General features: G+C 65.9%; 17 protein-coding genes. 4 read left to right on the top strand and 13 right to left on the bottom strand.

The genetic code is table 11. From position 1 onward, the window contains the following. Position 1 precedes the first annotated feature (1 nt). Both treS and ACEN9K_RS05040 read right to left on the bottom strand, forming a co-directional pair. A complete protein-coding gene (treS, locus tag ACEN9K_RS05045) occupies positions 2-1,795 on the bottom strand; it encodes a maltose alpha-D-glucosyltransferase (RefSeq protein ID WP_018771179.1) in 1,794 nt (597 codons plus the stop codon). After that, positions 1,792-3,834, bottom strand: a complete 2,043-nt coding sequence (locus tag ACEN9K_RS05040; protein WP_134165860.1) for an alpha-1,4-glucan--maltose-1-phosphate maltosyltransferase — start codon at positions 3,832-3,834, stop codon at positions 1,792-1,794. The genes treS and ACEN9K_RS05040 overlap by 4 nt, the downstream gene beginning before the upstream one ends. Positions 3,835-4,026: 192 nt before the next feature. On the opposite strand from ACEN9K_RS05040, the gene glgP reads away from it, so the two are divergent. Beyond that, positions 4,027-6,645 carry an alpha-glucan family phosphorylase gene (glgP, locus tag ACEN9K_RS05035; RefSeq protein WP_200830954.1) on the top strand — a complete coding sequence of 873 codons (2,619 nt, stop codon included), beginning with the start codon at positions 4,027-4,029 and terminating at the stop codon, positions 6,643-6,645. A gap of 63 nt (positions 6,646-6,708) precedes the next feature. Then, positions 6,709-8,496, top strand: a complete 1,788-nt coding sequence (locus ACEN9K_RS05030; protein ID WP_495635296.1) for a thiamine pyrophosphate-requiring protein — start codon at positions 6,709-6,711, stop codon at positions 8,494-8,496. A 54-nt stretch (positions 8,497-8,550) separates the two neighbouring features. Here ACEN9K_RS05030 and ACEN9K_RS05025 read toward each other — a convergent pair whose 3' ends face one another. The 8 genes from ACEN9K_RS05025 to ACEN9K_RS04990 all read right to left on the bottom strand — a co-directional run bounded on the left by ACEN9K_RS05025 (position 8,551) and on the right by ACEN9K_RS04990 (position 16,049). Next, entirely contained in the window at positions 8,551-8,907 is a 357-nt protein-coding gene (locus tag ACEN9K_RS05025) for a barstar family protein (protein WP_018771183.1), read from the bottom strand. 7 nt (positions 8,908-8,914) lie between these two features. After that, the gene (locus tag ACEN9K_RS05020; protein ID WP_495635295.1) at positions 8,915-9,403 is read right to left on the bottom strand and encodes a guanyl-specific ribonuclease; all 489 of its coding nucleotides are present in this window, start codon (positions 9,401-9,403) and stop codon (positions 8,915-8,917) included. Between the two features lie 5 nt (positions 9,404-9,408). Then, complete coding sequence (gene glgX, locus ACEN9K_RS05015) at positions 9,409-11,514, bottom strand: glycogen debranching protein GlgX (RefSeq protein ID WP_134165807.1); 2,106 nt, start codon at positions 11,512-11,514, stop codon at positions 9,409-9,411. Between the two features lie 90 nt (positions 11,515-11,604). Then, positions 11,605-12,594: a 23S rRNA (guanosine(2251)-2'-O)-methyltransferase RlmB gene (rlmB, locus tag ACEN9K_RS05010; protein ID WP_018771186.1), complete on the bottom strand. Its 990-nt coding sequence runs from the start codon at positions 12,592-12,594 to the stop codon at positions 11,605-11,607. Between the two features lie 105 nt (positions 12,595-12,699). Continuing rightward, positions 12,700-14,157: a cysteine--tRNA ligase gene (cysS, locus tag ACEN9K_RS05005; RefSeq protein ID WP_018771187.1), complete on the bottom strand. Its 1,458-nt coding sequence runs from the start codon at positions 14,155-14,157 to the stop codon at positions 12,700-12,702. Between the two features lie 9 nt (positions 14,158-14,166). Then, positions 14,167-14,667, bottom strand: a complete 501-nt coding sequence (gene ispF, locus ACEN9K_RS05000; RefSeq protein WP_018771188.1) for a 2-C-methyl-D-erythritol 2,4-cyclodiphosphate synthase — start codon at positions 14,665-14,667, stop codon at positions 14,167-14,169. 8 nt (positions 14,668-14,675) lie between these two features. After that, positions 14,676-15,458, bottom strand: coding sequence for a 2-C-methyl-D-erythritol 4-phosphate cytidylyltransferase (gene ispD / locus ACEN9K_RS04995; RefSeq protein ID WP_018771189.1), 783 nt, complete (start codon positions 15,456-15,458; stop codon positions 14,676-14,678). A gap of 108 nt (positions 15,459-15,566) precedes the next feature. Beyond that, positions 15,567-16,049: a CarD family transcriptional regulator gene (locus ACEN9K_RS04990; protein WP_011690592.1), complete on the bottom strand. Its 483-nt coding sequence runs from the start codon at positions 16,047-16,049 to the stop codon at positions 15,567-15,569. A gap of 272 nt (positions 16,050-16,321) precedes the next feature. On the opposite strand from ACEN9K_RS04990, the gene ACEN9K_RS04985 reads away from it, so the two are divergent. Continuing rightward, complete coding sequence (locus ACEN9K_RS04985; RefSeq protein ID WP_495635679.1) at positions 16,322-16,921, top strand: hypothetical protein; 600 nt, start codon at positions 16,322-16,324, stop codon at positions 16,919-16,921. Between the two features lie 89 nt (positions 16,922-17,010). Here ACEN9K_RS04985 and ACEN9K_RS04980 read toward each other — a convergent pair whose 3' ends face one another. Then, complete coding sequence (locus ACEN9K_RS04980) at positions 17,011-17,691, bottom strand: response regulator (RefSeq protein ID WP_026266060.1); 681 nt, start codon at positions 17,689-17,691, stop codon at positions 17,011-17,013. Beyond that, positions 17,688-18,920, bottom strand: coding sequence for a sensor histidine kinase (locus ACEN9K_RS04975; RefSeq protein ID WP_018771192.1), 1,233 nt, complete (start codon positions 18,918-18,920; stop codon positions 17,688-17,690). The genes ACEN9K_RS04980 and ACEN9K_RS04975 overlap by 4 nt, the downstream gene beginning before the upstream one ends. 205 nt (positions 18,921-19,125) lie before the next feature. On the opposite strand from ACEN9K_RS04975, the gene phoU reads away from it, so the two are divergent. Next, a complete protein-coding gene (gene phoU / locus ACEN9K_RS04970; RefSeq protein ID WP_018771193.1) occupies positions 19,126-19,788 on the top strand; it encodes a phosphate signaling complex protein PhoU in 663 nt (220 codons plus the stop codon). A 32-nt stretch (positions 19,789-19,820) separates the two neighbouring features. Here phoU and ACEN9K_RS04965 read toward each other — a convergent pair whose 3' ends face one another. Beyond that, positions 19,821-20,567, bottom strand: coding sequence for a phosphoglyceromutase (locus ACEN9K_RS04965; RefSeq protein ID WP_018771194.1), 747 nt, complete (start codon positions 20,565-20,567; stop codon positions 19,821-19,823). Positions 20,568-20,625 lie beyond the last annotated feature (58 nt).

Genomic DNA, 20,625 nt, shown 5'->3' with positions numbered 1-20,625 from the left:
CTCAGTTCTCTATCGACAGGATGGGCATGGCCTGGGTGAAGGGCGACGACGGATTGGACCCCGCCGACCGCATGCGGAGCCAGAAGAAGTCATGGCTTCCGAGGGTCAGGGTGAGGGTGCCGTCATCGCCGATGCCGGGGAAGATCTGTCCACCGAAGACGTCGCGCAACCCGCGCCCGGCATATTCCGGAATGCGCAGCGTGGCGGCGACGGGGTGCTGGGAGAGGTTGAAGGCGCACAAAATGATTTCTCCATCGACGCCCGCAGGGTTGCTGTCCGGCAGTTCACGAAGGTAGGCCAGGACGGCGTCGTGGTCCGCCTCCACGTGCTTGAACCCGCCCAGTCCGAAAGCCGGGTGGTTCTTGCGGACGCTGAGGATCTGCCGGGTCCAGCGCAGCAGGGACCCGGAGTGGGCAGCCTCCGCTTCGACATTGGCCATGCCGTAGTTGTAGACCAGCGATTGGATGGGCGGCAGGTACAGCTTGCCGGGATCCGCATGGGAGAAGCCGGCATTCCGGTCCGGGTTCCACTGCATGGGGGTGCGGACGGCGTCGCGGTCCTCAAGCCAGATGTTGTCCCCCATGCCGATCTCGTCCCCGTAGTACAGGAAGGGGCTGCCCGGAAGCGAGAGCAGCAGGGCATTGATCAACTCGATCTCGGCGCGGGAATTGTCAAGCAGCGGTGCCAGCCTGCGCCGGATGCCGATGTTGGCCCGCATCCGGGGGTCGGGGGCGTACCAGCCCAGCATCGCCGCGCGCTCATCGGCGGTGACCATCTCCAGGGTCAGCTCGTCGTGGTTCCGGAGGAATGTTCCCCACTGCGCGCCCTCGGGGATGTCCGGGGTGTCGCGCATGGTTTCGATGATGGGTGCGGCCTTCTGGTCCCGCAGCGCGTAATAGAGGCGGGGCATGATGGGGAAGTGGAACGCCATGTGGCATTCGGGTTCCTCAACGGTGCCGAAATACTCCACCACTTCGGTGGGCGGCTGGTTTGCCTCGGCAATGATGACGCGGCCGGGATAGCTTTCGTCCACCATGGCCCGCAGCCGGCGGAGGAACTCGTGGGTGGCCGGGAGGTTCTCGCAGTTGGTGCCCTCTTCCTCAAAGAGGTAGGGGATGGCGTCTGCCCGGAAACCGTCGATCCCCTGGTCCAGCCAGAACCGGACAACGTCGAAGACGGCGTCGATCACCTTCGGGTTTTCGAAGTTCAGGTCAGGCTGGTGGCTGAAGAACCGGTGCCAGAAGAACTGCCGGCGGATGGGATCGAACGTCCAGTTCGATTCCTCGGTGTCGACGAAGATGATGCGCGCGTCCTGGTACTTCTCGTCCGTGTCGCTCCAGACGTAGAAGTCCCCGAAAGGGCCGTCCGGGTCCTTCCGCGATTCCTGGAACCACGGGTGCTGGTCGGAAGTGTGGTTCAGGGGCAGGTCGATGATCACCCGGACGCCGCGGGCATGGGCTTCTGCCACGAGGCGCTTGAAATCGCTGATGGTGCCGAATTCGTCCAGGACGGAGTTGTAGTCGGAGATGTCGTAGCCGCCGTCGCGCAGCGGTGACTGGAAGAACGGGGGCAGCCAGAGGCAGTCAACGCCCAGCCACTGCAGGTAATCCAACCGGTCGATGAGCCCGGAGAAATCCCCGGACCCATCGCCGTTGGCATCCGCAAAGGCCCTGACAAGTACTTCATAGAACACGGCCTTGCGGTACCACAGCGGGTCATGCTGGAGGCCAGGGGCATTTAGCTCGAACGTGCTCTTTGGGGTGAAGTGGCCGGAACTTTGCGGATTAAAACTCACGAATGCATTCTCCTCACGCTCAGGATGTGGGCCGGTTCCACGTGCGGGTCGAGCCGCACATAGTTGTACTCGCCCCACTCCCAGCTTTGGCCGGAGATCAGGTCGTCAACGTAGAAGCCGCCGCCCGGGGTGCGGTCCTGCGGATCGAGCTCCAGGGCTGCCAGGTCCAGCACCACGCTGCTTTCCTTGGTGACATGCGGGTCCACGTTGACCACCACGATGATGGTGTCCTTGGTCCCGTCGGGAAGGGTCTTGTGCTTGGAGTACACCACCGTGGATTCGTCCGTGCTCTGGTGGACCGTCAGGTTCTGAAGGTCCAGCAGCGCCGGGTGGTCACGGCGGATGTGGTTCAGCCGTGTGATGTACGGTGCCAGCGAGCGCCCGGACTCGGCTGCGGCGTCCCAGTCGCGGGCCTTGTACTCGAACTTCTCGTTGTCGATGTACTCCTCGGCGCCGGGCCGGGCCACATGCTCGTACAGTTCGTAGCCGGCGTAGACGCCCCAGAGCGGGCTTCCGGTGGAGGCAAGGACCGCCCGGATCCGGAACGCGGCGGGGCCGCCGTACTGCAGGTATTCGGTCAGGATGTCCGGGGTGTTGACGAAGAAGTTGGGGCGGAAGAAGGCCGGGGATTCGTGGCTGACTTCGTCGAAGTACGCCTCGATCTCCTTCTTGGTGTTGCGCCAGGTGAAGTAGGTGTAGGACTGCTGGAAGCCGGCCCTGCCCAGTGCGTGCATCATGGCGGGGCGGGTGAACGCTTCGGCGAGGAACACCACGCCCGGGACCGTTTTATTCACTTCGGCAATAAGCCATTCCCAGAACCACACCGGTTTGGTATGCGGGTTATCCACCCGGAAAATCTTTACGCCGTGGCTGACCCACAACAGGACAATCCGCAGAATTTCCCGGGAAAGCCCTTCAGGATCATTATCGAAATTGAGCGGATATATGTCCTGGTACTTCTTCGGCGGGTTTTCGGCGTAGGCAATGCTGCCGTCCACCCGGGTGGTGAACCATTCCGGATGGGACTCCACCCAAGGGTGGTCCGGGGCTGCCTGAAGCGCAAGGTCCAGGGCAACTTCCAGGCCCAGTTCGTTGGCCCGCGCCACGAAGGCGTCGAAGTCCTCGAAGGAACCGAGGTCGGGGTGGATGGCGTCATGGCCGCCCTCCTTGGCTCCAATGGCCCAGGGCGAGCCGGGATCATTGGGGCCGGCAACCAGGGTGTTGTTGGGTCCCTTGCGGTGCTGCACGCCGATGGGATGGATGGGCGGCATGTACAGGACGTCGAAGCCCATGGCGGCCACGGCGTCGAGCCGCCTTGCCGCGGTCCGGAAGTTTCCTGACGTCCAAGCGCCCGTGTTGTGGTCCTTGACCGCGCCTTCAGAGCGGGGGAAGAACTCGTACCAGGCGCCGCGGCCGGCGCGGTCCCGCTCCACCAGGAGGGGGAACTTCTCGGAAACCGTCACCAGTTCCCGGATGGGCTGCCGGGCCACGATGTCAGCGATTTCCTGGCTGAACCCTGCCCCGAGCCGTTCCTCGGTGCTGCGGGACTGGTCGGCCAGGACGTCGGAGGCGTGCCGCAGCGCTGCCCGGTCCACCTCGTCCCGGAAGTCCTCGGTGGACGCTTCGCCCAGCAGTTTGGCACCTTCGGTAAGCATGAGTTCGACGTCGATCCCGGCGTCGATCTTCACCTCGGCGTTGTGGTGCCAGGTGCCGTAGCGGTCGTGCCAGGCTTCGATCACAAAGGACCAGTTCCCGGTTTCCGACGGCGTGAGCACGCCTTCCCAGCGGTCCGTTCCCATGCCGCGTTCCCCGCGGGGCGGCGCGAGCCGCACACGCTGGCGCTCCGCGCCGGAGGGGTCCAGGAGCACGGCGCTCACACCGAGCTGGTCATGCCCTTCGCGGAAGGCGGTGGCGCCCACCACGATGGCTTCGCCGGGCAGGGCTTTGGCCGGAAACTTGCCGCCCTCGACGACGGGCTGCACTGCGGTAATGGGAAAACGCCCGAACCGAAGGCCCTCCGTGATACGGCGCTGGGGCATTTTGGTGGATGCGGCACTGGTTCCTGAGTTAGTCGTCACAGGCTCGACGTTAGCGAGAAATGGCCAGGATTGCTAAGCGTGCTCACTAAAATTCCTCGCGCCGCGGCCCAATTTCTTCACGCCCCTGTCATTTACCCAAAAGAAACCGAAAGCTGGTTCCAGCCGCGCATGTTGTCGATTAGTGTGACGCAGGTGAAGGCAATCCGCAGGTTTACGGTCCGTACAGTCCTCCCCGAGCCCATCCGGCCCCTGGCCAGGCTGGCCAGCAACTTGCGGTGGTCCTGGCACCGGCCCACGCGGGAGCTTTTCGCGGCACTGAACCCGCGCCTCTGGGAGGAAAGCGGGCAGGATCCCATCGGCTTCCTGGGAATGGTCAGCCGCGAGGAATTCCAGCGGCTCGCCGCGGACCAGTCAGTGGTGGACCGGGTGCGGGCTGCCGAAGAGGACCTCGACCGGTACCTTGAGGAACCCCGCTGGTACCAGGGCCTGGGCCCGGACGCCCCCGCCTCCATCGCCTACTTCTCCCCCGAGTTCGGCATTACCGAGGTCCTCCCCCAGTATTCGGGCGGCCTGGGCATCCTGGCCGGTGACCACTTGAAGGCTGCCTCGGACCTGGGTGTTCCCCTGATCGGGGTGGGCCTGCTGTACCAGGCGGGTTATTTCAAGCAATCACTCTCGCGCGATGCCTGGCAGCAGGAGACCTACCCGGTCCTGGATCCGGACGGGCTGCCCCTGACCTTGCTCCGCGAGCCGTCCCCCGACGGCAACGGCAAGGCCCTGCAGATCTCACTCCCCCTCCCCAACGGAAGGCGGCTGCTGGCACACATCTGGCGTGCCGACGTCGGACGCGTTCCCCTGCTCCTGCTGGACTCCAACGTGCCGGGCAACGACGATGCCGCCCGCAGCATCACGGACCGGCTGTACGGGGGCGGCGGCGACCACCGGCTGCAGCAGGAACTCCTGCTCGGCATGGGCGGCGTCAAGGCCCTGCGCGCTTTCCAGAAGCTGACAGGCTGCGCCGCACCGGAGGTGTTCCACACCAATGAAGGGCACGCCGGGTTCCTTGGGATCGAACGCATCCAGGAGCTGATGTCCGGTGAACAGGCCCTGAGCTTCGACGAAGCACTGGCCGCGGGGCGTGCCTCCACGGTGTTCACAACGCACACGCCCGTCCCGGCAGGCATTGACAGGTTCGAAATCAACCAGATCAGCCACTTCTTCCAGGCCGGCCTGGCTCCCGCGGTGCCGCTGGACCGGATCCTGGAACTGGGCAGGGAAAACTATGCGGACGGCAACCCGTCCGTCTTCAACATGGCGGTGATGGGCCTGCGCCTTGCCCAGCGCGCCAACGGCGTGGCCAAACTGCACGGCGAAGTGTCCCGCGGCATGTTCTCCGCCCTGTGGCCGGGCTTCGACCACTCCGAGGTGCCCATCACCTCGGTTACCAACGGCGTGCACGTGCCCACCTGGGTGGACAGCCGCATCTCCAAACTGGCCCGCGACCAGTTCGGCAGCGAGGCGGAAGCGCTGGGCAAATGGGACCTGGCCTACAACGTCAGCGACGCCGATGTCTGGGCGCTCCGCCGGGAGATGCGGGCTGCGCTGGTGGAGGACGTCCGCCGCAGGCTGCGCGCTGCCTGGAAGAAGCGCGGCGCGGCCGACGCCGAGCTGGGCTGGACGGACAGCGTCCTGGACCCGGATGTGCTGACCATCGGTTTTGCCCGCCGGGTGCCCACTTACAAGCGGCTTACCCTGATGCTGCGCGAACCTGCCCGGCTCAAGGCGCTGCTGCTGCACAAGGAGCACCCCATCCAGCTGGTCATCGCTGGAAAGTCGCACCCTGCCGATGATGCCGGGAAGAAAATGATCCAGGACCTGGTGCGCTTCACGGACGATCCCGAGGTGCGGCACCGTATCGCGTTCCTGCCCAACTACGACATCGCCATGGCCAGGACCTTGTTCCCGGGCTGTGACGTCTGGCTGAACAACCCGCTGCGGCCGCTGGAGGCCTGCGGGACCTCCGGCATGAAGGCGGCGCTGAACGGCTCGCTGAACCTGTCCGTCCTGGACGGCTGGTGGGATGAGATGTACGACGGCGAGAACGGCTGGGCGATTCCCACCGCCAACAACGACGCCTCCCCCGAGGAACGCGACGACATCGAGGCGGCGGCGCTGTACGAGCTGCTTGAAACACAGGTGGCACCGCGCTTCTACGGGAGCACGGTATCCGAGGGGGCAGGAGCTGCCGGGCCTTCGACCACCAGGAGCGAGAAGGTCCCCACGCACTGGGTGTCCATGATCAAGCACACCCTGTCCCACCTGGGTCCGGCCGTTTCCGCGGAGCGCATGCTCCGCGACTACGTGAACATCCTGTACCGCCCCGCCGCCGAAGCCGGCCGCAGCGCCACCGCCAACTCCTATGCCCAGGCCCGTGCCCTGGCGTCGTGGTCGGCCAAGGTCCGCGGGGCCTGGCCCCAGGTGCACGTGGAGCACGTGGATTCCGTGGGTGTGTCCGAGGATCCGCAGATCGGCGACACACTGCAGGTCAACGCCTACATAGCGCTGAATGCCCTCACCCCCGAGGATGTCTGCGTGGAAGTGGCTTATGGCCGGGCCGAAGAGAACGACGCCCTGGCAGACATCACCATGATGGAGCTGCAGGTGAAGGAGGACCTGGGCAACGGACGGCACCTGTTCAGCGGTTCGCTGGTGATCGACCGCTCCGGACCGTTCGGATACACCGTCCGCGTACTGCCCCGGCATGAAGCACTGGCCTCCAAGGCGGAGCTGGGGCTGATCGTCAACGCTTAGCCCGCCGCTCCGATGGGTACGGCTCCTGGGCAGGCAGGGACCAACCCGACGCAGGAGGGCGCAATGACCGAACGTACGGTAGCGGATGTGATCGTGGAGCGCCTCACCACGTGGGGTGTGGGGCGGGTCTTCGGCTACAGCGGGGACGGCATCAACGGATTCATGGGTGCCCTGCGCCGCACCGATGGACGGGTTGAGTTCGTCCAGGCCCGGCATGAGGAGTCGGCGGCCTTCATGGCCGTGGGCCATGCCAAGTACACGGGCGGAGTGGGCGTGGTGACCTCCACCCAAGGCCCCGGCGCCGTCCATCTGCTCAACGGGCTGTACGACGCGAAGCTGGACGGCGTGCCGGTGGTGGCCATCGTGGGGCAGCAGAGCCGCACCGTGCTGGGTTCGGCCTACATGCAGGAAATCGACCTCAACGCCTTGTTCAAGGACGTCGCCTCCCAGTTCGTGCAGCTGGTGAGCGCGCCCGAGCAGGTGCCCATGGTGCTGGACCGTGCCTTCCGGACGGCGAAGGCAACCTCCTCCCCCTGCGTGGTCATCATTCCGCATGACGTGCAGTCCGCGCCTGCCCCGGAGCTGGAACAGCAGCACGGCATCGTCGTCACAGCCCCCTCCTGGAGTGCTGCGGCCAAGAGCCCCCGCGGGGAAGACCTGGCCGCCGCAGCTGCCCTCCTCAATTCCGCAGAGAGGGTGGCCCTCCTGGTGGGCCAGGGTGCCAGGCACGCCGGCAAGGAAGTGGTTGCCGTGGCGGAAAAGCTTGGGGCCGGCATCGCCACCAGCCTCCTGGGCAAGCCCTACGTGGATGAGAACCTGCCCTTCGCGGTGGGAACCATGGGGCATCTGGGCACCACGGCCAGTGCCCACCTTCTGGGCAATTGCGACGCCCTCCTCATAGTGGGTTCCAACGACCCCTGGACCGAGTTCTACCCGCCGCCCGGGGCCGCCCGCGCCGTGCAGATCGACATTGACGAGAAGAAGATCGGCAACCGCTACCCCGTGGAGGTGGGCCTGGCGGGAGACGCCGCGTCCGCCCTGGAAGCCTTGAACCAACGGCTGGAACACCGCCCACGCACCCAATGGCGTTCAGATGTGGAGGAGGCCGTCAGCCGGTGGCGCATCCTCTCGGCAGACCGGGCTGCAGTTGCGGCGAGCCCCATTAATCCTGAACGTGTGGTGCGTGAGCTTAACGGCAGGCTGCCGGAGAACGCCCAGCTGAGTGTCGACGTCGGAAGTTGTGTTTACTGGTATGCCCGTCAACTGGTGCTGCCCCTGAACGTCCCGGCGCACCTGTCCGGGACGCTGGCCAGCATGGGCTGCGCCATCCCTTACGGGATTGCCGCCAAGCTGGCGCATCCGGACCGCCCGCTCGTGGCCCTGGCCGGGGACGGTGCCATGCAGATGCTGGGCGTGGCCGAGCTGGTCACGGTGGCGCACAGGTGGCGCCAGTGGCAGGACCCACGGTTCGTGGTGTGCGTCTTCAACAACCGGGAACTTACCGAGGTCACGTGGGAGCAGCGTGAGTCGGAGGCCGAGCCGCGGTTTGCCGCAAGCCAGGAGCTTCCCGATTTTCCGTTCGCCGGCTACGCGGAACTGCTGGGTTTGAGGGGCATCCGGGTGGAGGACCCGAAGCAAATCGCAGACGCCTGGGACCAGGCCTTCGCCGCGGACTGCCCCGTGGTGATCGAGGTACTGACCGACCCCGAGGTCCCATTGCTTCCGCCGTTCCCGGCCGGGCGCCAGAAGGCGGAGAGCATGCGGAAAGGGCTGTCAGCGGAGGACGACGGCGGCCGGGCCTCGGCGCTGCTGGACACCTATGCCGCGCATGAGGAGCGACCGGAGGGCTAGCCGCGTGTGCCCGGTCCCTTGGGGAGGAACGGGACTTTCAGGACGGGAGCCCGTTCAGAGCATGACGGCGGTGACGGCAAGGTCATTGCCCGCGTACCGTTCGGCGTCCTGCAGGATTTCGCAGATGATCCCGAACGACCTGTCGCTGCGGAACGGGGCAGCGACCTGCCACAGGACCGTGACGGGTGGGTTGCCGTTGTCGGTGATGCTGTCCGCGAAGTCGTGAAGCGAGTCGTTCAGCGCGTCCAGGTTCACGCCATAGTGTTCGGGAAAATCCAGGACCTCACCGAAGGTTTCCAGGACGGCGCGTTTGCTGTCCGCGGGTGGGACCACCACGCTGCGCCGGCCGGCATCCGCCACCTGTTCCTGCAGCTCTTCCAGGGTCCAGGTGTCGCCGGAGAAGATTCTCATGGTTGCGCTAGCTGCCTTCCGCTATGTACTTGAACGTTGCGTAGTGGTCACTGGTGTAATACTTCTCCCCGCCGTCACCGGCGACGATGCGCCGTGCGCCCCGGTCCGGTTCGCCGGGGGTGGGGACGGTGTACTCGCGGTAATAGCCACGGTTCCGGACCGGCAGGACCCGCTCGAAGTTGCCGAACACCTGCTGGTCCTGGCTGTACTGGAACGGACCGCCCGCCCGGATCAGCCCCAGCACCCGGCGGCCCTCCACGGGAAGGGCGGACTCCCTGATCTCCGGCAGGCTGGACGGGTTCGCGCCCCGCTGCGGCGGGGACTGCTTCGCTGCCGGGGACGTTGCCGCTCCGCCCGGTGTGGGGGTGCGGCTGGAAGCAGTTTCCGGCGTCGGGCCTTCCGTCTGCCGGCCCAGCAGCCCGGCGCCGCCGAACGCCACGATGGCCAGCACTACCAGCACGGCCAGGAACAGGGGGAGGATGGAGCGGTTCCGCATGTGAGCTACGTGCGGTAGATGCTGATGGAGTTGGCCTCGGCCAGGTCGGTTTCCCCCGAAGCCACCTGGATGCCTTGCCGCTGCTTGTGGCGGGGCGAGGTGGTCAGCCGAAGCTCGAACAGGCTTGGATTCTTCCTCCCGGCGTCCGGCAGGGTGACCGTGACGTCCGAGGCACTGCCGTTCACTACCACCAGGCCGGCCAGTTCGCCGCCGTCGTCACCCAGCAGGAGCTGCATGACGCGGTGGTGCGGATCGTTCCAGCGTTCAGCGGACATGGGCTGGCCGTGCTGGTCGAACCAGTAGAGGTAGGACTGCTCGTCCCGCACCGGGAAATCATGCGGCTGGGCAGCCAGGAACTCCTTGCGCAGGCGGATGTACCGTTTGGTGCTGCGCAGCATTTCGTGCGCTTCCGGCGTCATGGTCCAGTCAAGCCAGGTGATGGCATTGTCCTGGCAATAGGCGTTGTTGTTCCCCTGCTGCGTCCGGGCGAGCTCGTCCCCGGCGGTGATCATGGGAACCCCCAGCGAAACCATCAGTGATGCCATCAGGTTCCGCCGCGACTGCGCCCGCCGGGCGAGGATCACACCGTTCTCGGTGGGGCCCTCCACGCCGTGGTTGTAGCTGCGGTTGTCCCCGTGCCCGTCCCTGTTCTCTTCGCCGTTGGCCTCGTTGTGCTTGCGGTCGTAGGACACGAGGTCGTTCATGGTGAAGCCGTCGTGGGCGGTGACGAAGTTGACCGATGCCAGGCGTGACCGGCCGGACGCCTGGAAGAGGCTGGCGGAACCGGACAGGGCGTCGGCGAGTTTGGCCATGGTCCCGCCGTGCCCGCCAGTGTCGATGGCGGCACGGTCTGCCAGCCAAAAGGTACGGACGGCGTCCCGGAAGTGGTCGTTCCAGTCCACCCATCCGGGCGGGAAGCGGCCTGTCTGCCAGCCTCCGTAGCCAATGTCCCAGGGCTCGGCAATCAGCTTCACCTCGGACAGGACGGGGTCGGCGGCGACAGCGGTGAGGAAGGGATGTTCGGGGTCGAATTCGTTCGCGGCGTCCCGGCAGAGCGTGACGGCCAGGTCGAACCGGAACCCGTCAATGTGGTATTCGTCCACCCAGTACCGGAGGGAATCGGTCACCAGCTGGACCACGCGCTGGTCCGCGAAGTTCAGCGTGTTGCCGCAGCCCGTCGTGTCGATGTACCTGCCGTGACCGTCCACGCGGTAGTAGGTGTCCTCCCCCAGTCCGCGGAAGCTCAGGACCGGTCCGCCCGGGCCGGCCTCGGCGGTGTGGTTGTAGACGACGTCGAGGATGACCTCCAGCCCGGCCTCGTGGAGTGCCTTGACCATGGCCTTGAACTCATCCTGGACAGCCTGCGGGCCTTCCTCCCGGGCGGCCCGGGTGGCGTACCCGGGGTGCAAGGCGAAGAACGCAGCGGTGTTGTACCCCCAGTAATTGGTCAGTCCCAGGTCCTGCAGGTGCGGCTCATCGACGTGGAAGTGCACCGGCAGGAGCTGGACGGAGGTAACGCCCAGGCTGGTCAGGTGCTCCACCACGGCAGGGTGGGCCAGGCCGGCATAGGTGCCCCTCAGCTCTTCCGGCACGTCGGGATGGAGCATGCTCTGGCCACGGACATGGGCTTCGTACACGATCGTGTTGCGCCAGGGAAGGCGCAGGCGTTCGTCCGACCCCCAGTCGAAGTCGGTTGCGGTACGGACGCTGGTGAGGACGCCGTCGCGCTGGTCCACTCCCCGGCCATAGGGGTCCAGGAGCAGGGGCTGGCTGCCGGAACCGTTCCCATTGCCTGCAGGAAGCCCGGAGGGCAGGGTTTGGCGGTCCGGCGTGGGACAGAAGCCGTAGTGCGATCCGTAGGGCAGGTCCTCGACAATGCCGTGATGGACGCCGCGCGTAACGTTGGGCAGCGTCTGGACCCGCCACTGGCCACCCGGAGGGCAGTACACGATGTCCAGGCTGGACACCCCGGGGGCAAGGCAGGCGACGTTGGCGCGCGCGCCGGCGTGGTGGCGGGTACCGCCGGAATCAGCGCGCGGAACGCTGACACCGAGGGGAACAGCCGAGGAGGCATCCATGGCGGAAGCAGTGTCGAAGAGCGGCATGACCATCACCTAAATAGTAGCCGCCAGCGGCACCTGACCTGCCCGTACGCCACAGCGGCGCCGGGTAACCATCCCGGGATACCGGGCTGGAAGTACTTACCCCGCCGCGCGTTGGCGGGAGACCTCGTACAGCGAGATGCCCACGGCCATCGACGCGTTGAGTGACTCCATGGCGGAATCGATGGGGATGGAGACGATCTGGTCGCAGTTCTCACGGACCAGGCGGCTCAGGCCCTTGCCCTCGGAGCCCACAACGATGCACACCGGTTCTTTGGCCAGGGTGAGGTCAGGCAGCGAAACGTCGCCGTCGCCGTCGAGCCCCAGGACGAAGATGCCCATGTTCTTGAACTGCTTCAGGGCGTTGTTCAGGTTGGAGGCGCGGGCCACGGGCACGCGGACCGCCGCGCCGGCGCTGGTTTTCCAGGCCGAGGCGGTGACGCCCACCGAGCGGCGCTCGGGCACGATCACGCCGTGGCCGCTGAAGGCGGAGACGGAGCGGATAATGGCACCCAGGTTCCGGGGGTCCGTGATGCCGTCCAGTGCAACGAAGAGCGGCGCGTTGGCGACGTGCCCCTTCTTCCACTTCTCCACAGTTTCCTCGGCCAGTTCGTAGGCGTCCTGGTAATCGTAAGGCGGGATCTGCAGCACCAGGCCCTGGTGGACGGCGTCGTCCGTCATCCGGTCCAGTTCCGCCTTGCCGGTTTCCATCAGCGGGATGCCGCGTTCGGCGGCGAGCTTCAGGGATTCCTTGACGCGGTCGTCCATCTCGATGCGGATGGCAACGTGCAGGGCTTTGGCAGGGATGCCGGCGCGGAGCGCTTCTACGACCGAATTGCGTCCGGTCACCACTTCCTCGGTGGCACGGCCCTTGGGTCCGGACTTGGCGGCACCGGCACTGCGGGCACCGGTTCCGCGCTTGGCAGCGGAGCGCTCGGCCAGCTGCTTGGCTTTGTGTGCCTTGTGGTACGGACGGTCCTCGGCCTTGGGCGTGGGGCCCTTGCCCTCGAGGGCCTTGCGGCCATGGCCACCGGTTCCGATGGTTGGGCCCTTCTTCGCTTTAACCGATCGGCGACCATTGTTGGCCATGATGTTCCACCCTTGATTGTGTTGACTGAATCTGCCTACCAGTCTACTGACCGAAGAAAAATCGGCAGCGCCGGCAAGCGATCCGTCCCCTGGGGCGGGTAGGGATCAGTCCCGCTTGAGGCTCCACGTGGCGCCGTCCGGACCGTCTTCCACCACGACGCCGGCCTGGTTGAGCGTGTCCCGGATGGCGTCGGAGGCGGCCCAGTCCTTTTGGGCCCGGGCAGCCGCGCGGGCGGCCAGCTGCGCTTCGACCAGCACGCCAAGGGCCTCGGCCTCCCGGGTTGCCGCGGCAGCGGAGCCTTCGACTGCGTTCAGCCCCAGGACCCCGAGCATGTCGTGGACATGGTGCAGCGCCTGCCGGGCGTCCTCCAGCCGGTCCTCAGTGAGGGCGGTGTTTCCGGAGCGGACCGTGTCATGGAGTACTGCCAGCGCCTGGGGGACGTTCAGGTCGTCATCCATGGCGCGTTCGAACGCCTCGGGAACAAGACCGTCCGTGGCAAGGGTGTAGGTTCCGTCAGAGGAAAGTGCACGCACGGCCCGGCTGATGAAGCCGTCAATGCGTTCGACGGCGGCCGCGGCCTCCTGCAGGGAGGTGGGCCGGTAGTCCAGGATGGAGCGGTAGTGCGCCTGGCCGAGGTAGTAGCGCACCACCCGCGGCGACGCGAGTTCCAGCATCTCCGCGGGGCTGATGGTGTTGCCGATGGACTTGGACATCTTTTCGCCCTGGTAGGTCACCATGCCGTTGTGCATCCAGAAGTTGGCGAACGGGTGTCCGGCCGCCTGTGACTGCGCCATCTCGTTTTCGTGGTGCGGGAAGCGCAGGTCCAGGCCGCCGCCATGGATATCGAATGCGGTACCCAGGTACTTGGTGACCATGGCCGAGCACTCAAGGTGCCAGCCGGGCCGTCCTGCCCCCCAGGGCGAAGCCCAGCTGGCGGTGGCCGGCTCCCCTTCTTTGGAGCCCTTCCACAGCGCAAAGTCGCGGGGGTCCTTCTTGCCGCGGGGGTCGGCGTCGGGCGCTGCCTGCATGTCATCGATGTTCTGCCGGGTCAGTGCGCCGTATGTGTCCCACGAACGGACGTCGAAGTACACGTCCCCTGAATCATCCAGGGCAGGATAGGCATGGCCGCGGTCAATGAGCTGCTGGATCAGGGCATGCATCTCGGGGATGTGCCCGGTGGCCCGGGGTTCGTACGTGGGCCGGGAGACGCCAAGGGTGTCGTAGGCCTTCAGGAATTCCTGCTCGTAGCGGTACGCCAGCGCCCACCATTCCTCCTGAGGCACTTCGCCCACCTCCGGGCTGAAGTCCGGCGCGAACGAAGCCTCGGACTTGGCCAGGATCTTGTCGTCGATGTCCGTCACGTTGCGGACGACCGTGACGCGCAGCCCCCGGTACTCAAGCCAGCGGGTGAGCTGGTCAAAGGCGATGGCGGAGCGGATGTGCCCCACGTGCGGCATGCCCTGGACGGTGGCGCCGCAGTAGTAGAGGCTGACCTTGCCGTCGACGATGGGGACGAAGTTCCGGACTTCGGCGGAGGCGGTGTCATAGAAGCGCAGGGTCACCGCTCCAGACTAGCTGATGGGCTGGGGCTGCTGGGGGTACACCAGCGCGGTGGCCACCGCCGAAATGCCTTCCCCGCGTCCGGTGAATCCCAGGCCGTCGCTGGTGGTTGCCGTGACGCCCACAGAGGCGCCTGCGGCTTCGCTGAGGACCTTTTGGGATTCTTCCCTGCGCGGCCCGAACTTGGGCCGGTTGGCCACGAACTGCACCGCAACGTTGCCAATTTCGAACCCGGCTGCCCGGACAATCCGGGCGGCTTCGGCCAGGAGGGTGGCGCCGGATGCGCCGGCGAACTCCGGGCGGTCGGTACCGAAGTGGGTGCCGAGGTCGCCGATGCCAGCGGCCGAGAACAGGGCGTCCGCGGCCGCATGGGCGACGGCGTCACCATCTGAGTGCCCGGCGAGGCCCCGTTCGCCGGGCCATAGGAGTCCACCGAGCCAGAGGGGCCGGGGCGAGTCTTCCGGCGCGTAGGCATGGACGTCGATTCCCACCCCGGTGCGCGGCAGAACCATCCCCGCGCTCATCCTTCCACCCACCGGGCGCCGAGCGGGCCTTCCAGGAGCCCTTCCGCGAAGATCAGGTCAAGGGGCGTTGTGATCTTGAGGGACTGCGTTGATCCGCGGACGGCATGGACGGGGGTGCCGAGCATCTCCACCAGCATGGCGTCGTCGGTGACGGCCGCGGACTGCTGCTGGTCCAGGGACTGTGCGGCCTGGTGCGCCTGCAGCAGCGCGCCGATCCGGAAACCCTGGGGCGTCTGCACGGCCCGGAGCTCCTGGCGGCGGGCTGTCCCCGTGACAACTTCGGGTGCAAAGGCCGCGTCCTCCCCGGTAGTGGCGGCCACCGTTTTGACGGTGTCTACCACGGGCAGCGCCGGAATGACGGCGGCAGCGCCGGCGGCAAGGGCATCGGAGACGCGGTGGAAAACGGATTCGGGCGTGAGCGCGCGGGCGGCGTCGTGGACCAGGACCGCCTCGATGCCGTCCATCAGTGCCGAGATGCCTGCGCGGACGGAGTCGGCCCGGGTGGCTCCGCCGTCGACAATCGTCAGGAGTGGACCACCATCGGCAAGCTCGCCACGGAAGTCGTCACACAACTCCCGCAGGCCCCGGTCACCGGCAGGCAGCGCCACGCACACCTGGCTGGCCACTCCTGACGCGACAATGCCCCGCAGGGCATGTATCAGGATGGGCTCGCCGCCGAGCGGAACAGCGGCCTTGGGCATGCCGTAGCCGAGGCGCTGCCCGGAACCGGCGGCCACGAGGATGACGGCCGTGACCAGGCGCGTGGGTGATTCACTCATGCGGACTAGCCTACGACGCCGCCACTGCGGTCAGGCGGCTTGGACACCGGCGGGTGATGCCAAAAAAAGAAGCCCCGGCGGCACTTGCGTGCCGCCGGGGCTAAATTCTTAGGAAGCCAGGACCTCGTCGAGAACGCTTGCAGCCTTCTCCTCGTCGGTCTTTTCAGCCAGCGCCAGTTCTGAAATCAGAATCTGACGGGCTTTGGCCAGCATACGCTTCTCGCCTGCGGAAAGGCCCCGGTCGTGATCCCGGCGCCACAGGTCGCGAACGACCTCTGCCACCTTGATGACGTCACCGGAAGCAAGCTTCTCCAGATTTGCCTTGTACCTGCGTGACCAGTTGGTGGGTTCCTCGGTGAACTCGGCGCGGAGCACATCAAACACGTGCTCCAGGCCTTCCTTGCCCACTACGTCCCGGACCCCAACAAGGTCAACGTTCTCTGCTGGAACTTCAATGGTCAGATCACCCTGAGCCACCTTGAGCTTGAGATACATCTTCTCTTCGCCCTTGATGGTGCGCATCTTGATTTCTTCAATCTTCGCAGCACCGTGGTGAGGGTAAACTACTGTCTCGCCGACCTCAAATACCATGTGGACATTTCCCCTTTCCCGCAGACCAGTTTATCACGATTCAGGCATATGACCGGCCGGAGAAAGGGCCTCCAACCGCGAAAATACGCGGAAAATGGGCCCAATCAACCCCCTTCACCCCCTTGACGGATGGGAGGATTAGTGCATCAGGTGAGCGCTCCCACAGTGGATGTGACACCGCCGAATCCTCGTTTGCCCCTCATTGCGGATAGGCTATGGGCTGAAAAAGACTTCAAATTTCTCGAGGAGTACGTGACGTGCGTTCCACTGCGATGAACCGGGCCCAGCGCGGCAAACTGGCACTGACGGCTGCTGCCCTTGGCGCCAGCCTGCTGACCGCGGGCTGCGGTTACATCACGCCCCAGCAGACCAGCCATCAGTACTCCGCCTCGGACGGCATCCGCGCGGACCTCGGTCCCCTGCAGTTGCGGAACATCCTGATTGTTTCCACCGGCGAGGACAAGCCCGGCCGCCTGATCGGCGCCGTTTACAACTCCTCTTCCAAGGACGTGAAGCTCACGGTCAACGGCGCCAAGGGCTCGCAGACCGAGGTACCGGTGAAGGCCAACTCGTACACGCTCCTCAACGAGAAGTCCGACGAAGCCATCCTGAGCACCACTGGTGGCCAGCCCGGCTCCCTGGTGGACGTCAAGATCAGCGAGAACGGCACCAACGTCAGCAACACCGTCAAGGTTCCCGTCCTGGACGCCACGCTGGAGGAGTACAAGGACTACGTACCCACGCCGAGCGCTTCGGCAACGTCCTCGTCGTCCGCTTCTTCATCCGCCACCCCCTCTGCCGGCGCAACCTCCAGCGCCACTTCCAGCGCCTCCGCCCCGGCTACTGCCACCGCGACCGCCACGAGCCGCTAAGCAGGCGCCGGAACCCCGGACACAACGAGAGGGAGGAGCCCACTGGCTCCTCCCTTTTGTTATGCCTGCTGACGGAGTCCCGGTACGGCCTACGGCTCGAATTTGTACCCAAGGCCGCGGACGGTCACCAGGTAGCGGGGAGCGGACGGATCGGGTTCGATCTTGCCGCGGAGGCGCTTCACGTGGACGTCAAGGGTCTTGGTATCGCCCACGTAGTCGGAGCCCCAGACGCGGTCGATGAGCTGGCCGCGGGTCAGCACCCTGCCCGAGTTGCGCAGCAGCATCTCCAGGAGCTCGAACTCCTTCAAGGGAAGCAGGACCTGCTGGCCGTCCACGCTCACCACGTGCCGTTCGATGTCCATGCGGACCGGACCGGCCTGGACGGTTGAGGAAATCAGCTCCTCAGGCTCCCCCTGGCGCCGCAATACCGCCCGGACGCGGGCCACCAGTTCGCGGGAGGAGTAGGGCTTGGTGACGTAATCGTCAGCACCGAGTTCCAGGCCCACCACCTTGTCGATTTCCGAGTCCTTGGCGGTCAGCATGATGACGGGGACGCTTGAGCGCTGGCGGAGCTGCCGGCACACCTCAGTGCCGGAGAGGCCCGGGAGCTGCAGGTCAAGCAACACCAGGTCGGCGCCGTTGCGGTCGAATTCGGTGATGGCATCAAGGCCGTTGTCCACCACCTCCACCTCGAACCCTTCTTTGCCCAGCAAATAGGACAAGGGATCGCTGAACGACTCCTCGTCCTCGACAATCAAAATCCTGCTCAAGCGCTGGCTCCTCGATCTGTTGCGCCGGCGGCGCGGGGTAGGTGGGTAAGACTGGGTTTTTCCGGCGCCTGTGCCGGTGCTTCCGGCCCGGCCGGCGCGTCCTCGCCGTCCTGGCCTTCCATTTCGGGCAGCCGGAGGGTGAAGGTGGACCCCTGCCCGGGCTGGGACCAGAGGGTCACTTCGCCGCCGTGGTTGGACGCCACGTGCTTCACGATGCTCAGGCCCAGGCCGGTACCGCCCGTCTGGCGGGAACGGGCGGCGTCCACCCGGTAGAAGCGTTCGAACACGCGTTCCTGGTCCTCAGGGGTCAGCCCCTCGCCCTGATCCGTCACGGAAATCGAGACTACGCCTTCCCTGGAACGTACACCGATCCCCACCCGGGTGTTGTCGGGTGAATAGCGGATGGCGTTGTCGATAAGGTTTCGCAGCGCCGTCACCAGCAGGTCCTGGTCACCGAAGACCTTGCCCTCGGTGCGGCCGCCCACCACGATGCTGATGTTCTTGCTTTCCGCGGGAAGCTGCGACCGGTCCACGGCCTCGGCGATGACGGCGTTGATGTCCACCGGGCCGCCCTGCTGGGTCACGCTGGCGCCCTGCAGACGGGAAAGTTCGATGATGTCCTGGACCAGGGCGGCCAGGCGGGCGGATTCCTTGTGCATGCGCTTGGCGAAGCGGCGGACAGCGTCAGGATCGTCGGCGGAGGATTCGAGCGCCTCGGCCAGCAGCGAAATGGCACCCACGGGGGTTTTCAGTTCGTGGGATACGTTGGCGACGAAGTCGTTGCGGATCTCTTCGGTGCGCGTGATCTCCGTCCGGTCATCGGCGAGGAGCAGGATGTATTCCTCACCCAGCATGGCCGCCCGCACCTGGACGATGATGGTTCCCTTGCCCAGCGGCCCCCTCGGGAGTTCGAGCTGCTTTTCCAGGATGACGCCGTCCCGCCGGACTCCCGCGGTCATGTCCAGGAGTTCCCTGTGGACCACGGTGTGCCCGCGGACCAGGCCGTACGCGTACGCTGCGGGGCTGGCCCGGACCACGCCGTCCACGTCGTCCAGCACCACAAAAGCCCGTCCGACGACGGCGAGCACCTCCGCTGCGCCGGGCGGCAGTGCCAGCTCCCCGGCGTCGATCTCCAGCAGCTCGCGCTGCTTCTCGCTGACCCGGTAGGCAAGCACGCCGAACGTGCCAAGCGCCAGGCCGATAAGGCCGGCAACCAGACCAATGAGCATAGGATCCACAGCTCCACTTTATGCTCTTGCCCTAAGCCCCCTGCCGACTTCCGGCCTATCCGGCCAACGGTTCAACTAACGTTCATCTGTGTGGGCATAATCGTTTACCGGGCGATGACAGAGTTGGTGGTCAGAGCGCCTAATGGCGACACGATTCCTGCTGCCCTGCAGCGGCCGGCGGGAGTTCCAAGGAAAGGACGCCTACGTGCGTAAGGTTTTTCAGGAAGAGCTCACCCAGGTCGGTGACCAGCTGGTGGAGATCTCCCGACTGGTCAGCGAAGCGATCAACAAGGCCACTACCTCGTTCCAGGTAGCGGACGTGGACCTCGCGCAGGATGTCATCGCCGCGGACGCGCGCATCGATTTCCTGCAGAACAGCCTCGATGAGCGGGCCATCGACATTCTGGCACTGCAGGGTCCTGTCGCCAGCGACCTGCGCATGATCGTCGGTTCCCTGCGGATGAGCGCGTCCCTCGAGCGGATGGGCGACCTGGCCCGCCACATCGCCCAGCTGGCCCGCCTCCGCTACCCCTCCACGGTGATTCCGGAGTCCATGACGGAGACCTTCAACCGGATGGCCGAGCTCGACCAGGAGATCGCCGACAAGCTGACCGTCCTGCTTGAAAGCCGCGACCTCGAGGTGGCCAGGGACATCCTCAAGGCCAACACGGCGATCAATGACCTGCACCTGAGCGTCTTCAAGGCCATCGCCGCGCCTGAGTGGCACGAGTCCCCCGCCACCACCGTGGACGTGGCCCTCGCCAGCCGCTACTTCGAGCGCTTCGCCGACCACGGCGTCTCCGTCGCCCAGAAGGTGACCTACCTGGTCACGGGCGCATGGCAGCCCACCGGGACAGAACACAGCTGACACCCAAGCTGCCGTCGTACGGGTTTAATGTCCTATTTCTTGCCCTGGTTTGCCACTGCCAGGATGGCTTCTTCGGCAGCTTCGGGGTCCAGGTACGTTCCGCCGGGCTTGACCGGCTTGAAGTCCTCGTCCAGTTCGTACACCAGCGGGATGCCGGTGGGGATGTTCAGGCCGGCGATGGCTTCGTCGCTGATGCCATCGAGGTGCTTGACCAGGGCACGCAGCGAGTTGCCGTGCGCGGTCACCAGGACCGTCTTGCCTGCCTTGAGGTCCTCCTTGATGTCCGATTCCCAGTAGGGCAGGAGCCGCACCAGGACATCCTTGAGGCACTCGGTGCGCGGCAGGGCATCGCCGAGTCCCGCGTACCGGGGGTCGTGCGCCTGGGAGAACTCGGAGTTGTCGTCGAGGGGCGGCGGCGGGGTGTCGTAGGAACGGCGCCATTCCATGAACTGCTCTTCCCCGTATTCGGCGAGGGTCTGCGCCTTGTCCTTGCCCTGCAGCGCGCCGTAGTGGCGTTCGTTCAGGCGCCAGTCGCGCTTGACCGGAATCCAGCCGCGGTCGGCCTTGTCCAGGGCGATGTTCGCGGTGTTGATGGCCCGCTTCAGCAGGGAGGTGTAGAGCACGTCGGGAAGGATGTTGTTCTCCACCAGCAGCTCACCGCCGCGCGCTGCTTCCGCGCGGCCCTGGTCGTTCAGGTCAACGTCCACCCAGCCGGTGAACAGGTTCTTTGCGTTCCATTCGCTGTGGCCGTGGCGCAGCAGAATCAGCTTGTAAGTCATGATTTTCATCCTAGCCGAGCAGTGTTGCCGCCCGCCCAGCGTTACAAGCCAGGCCGCG

The sequence above is a fragment of the Pseudarthrobacter sp. Pseusp20 genome, from assembly GCF_059492155.1.
The sequence above is the reverse complement of the archived record's forward strand: the minus strand, read 5'-3'. Positions and strand labels throughout refer to the sequence as shown.

Excerpts from the sequence above, each read along its gene's own strand:
- ACEN9K_RS05040 (WP_134165860.1), bottom strand. The coding sequence starts at position 3,834 with ATGCCCCAGCGCCGTATCACGGAGGGCCTTCGGTTCGGGCGTTTTCCC.
- ACEN9K_RS05030 (WP_495635296.1), top strand. The coding sequence starts at position 6,709 with ATGACCGAACGTACGGTAGCGGATGTGATCGTGGAGCGCCTCACCACG.
- ACEN9K_RS05025 (WP_018771183.1), bottom strand. The coding sequence starts at position 8,907 with ATGAGAATCTTCTCCGGCGACACCTGGACCCTGGAAGAGCTGCAGGAA.
- ACEN9K_RS05020 (WP_495635295.1), bottom strand. The coding sequence starts at position 9,403 with ATGCGGAACCGCTCCATCCTCCCCCTGTTCCTGGCCGTGCTGGTAGTG.
- glgX (WP_134165807.1), bottom strand. The coding sequence starts at position 11,514 with ATGGTCATGCCGCTCTTCGACACTGCTTCCGCCATGGATGCCTCCTCG.
- rlmB (WP_018771186.1), bottom strand. The coding sequence starts at position 12,594 with ATGGCCAACAATGGTCGCCGATCGGTTAAAGCGAAGAAGGGCCCAACC.
- ispF (WP_018771188.1), bottom strand. The coding sequence starts at position 14,667 with ATGGTTCTGCCGCGCACCGGGGTGGGAATCGACGTCCATGCCTACGCG.
- ispD (WP_018771189.1), bottom strand. The coding sequence starts at position 15,458 with ATGAGTGAATCACCCACGCGCCTGGTCACGGCCGTCATCCTCGTGGCC.
- ACEN9K_RS04990 (WP_011690592.1), bottom strand. The coding sequence starts at position 16,049 with ATGGTATTTGAGGTCGGCGAGACAGTAGTTTACCCTCACCACGGTGCT.
- ACEN9K_RS04985 (WP_495635679.1), top strand. The coding sequence starts at position 16,322 with ATGAACCGGGCCCAGCGCGGCAAACTGGCACTGACGGCTGCTGCCCTT.
- ACEN9K_RS04975 (WP_018771192.1), bottom strand. The coding sequence starts at position 18,920 with ATGCTCATTGGTCTGGTTGCCGGCCTTATCGGCCTGGCGCTTGGCACG.
- ACEN9K_RS04965 (WP_018771194.1), bottom strand. The coding sequence starts at position 20,567 with ATGACTTACAAGCTGATTCTGCTGCGCCACGGCCACAGCGAATGGAAC.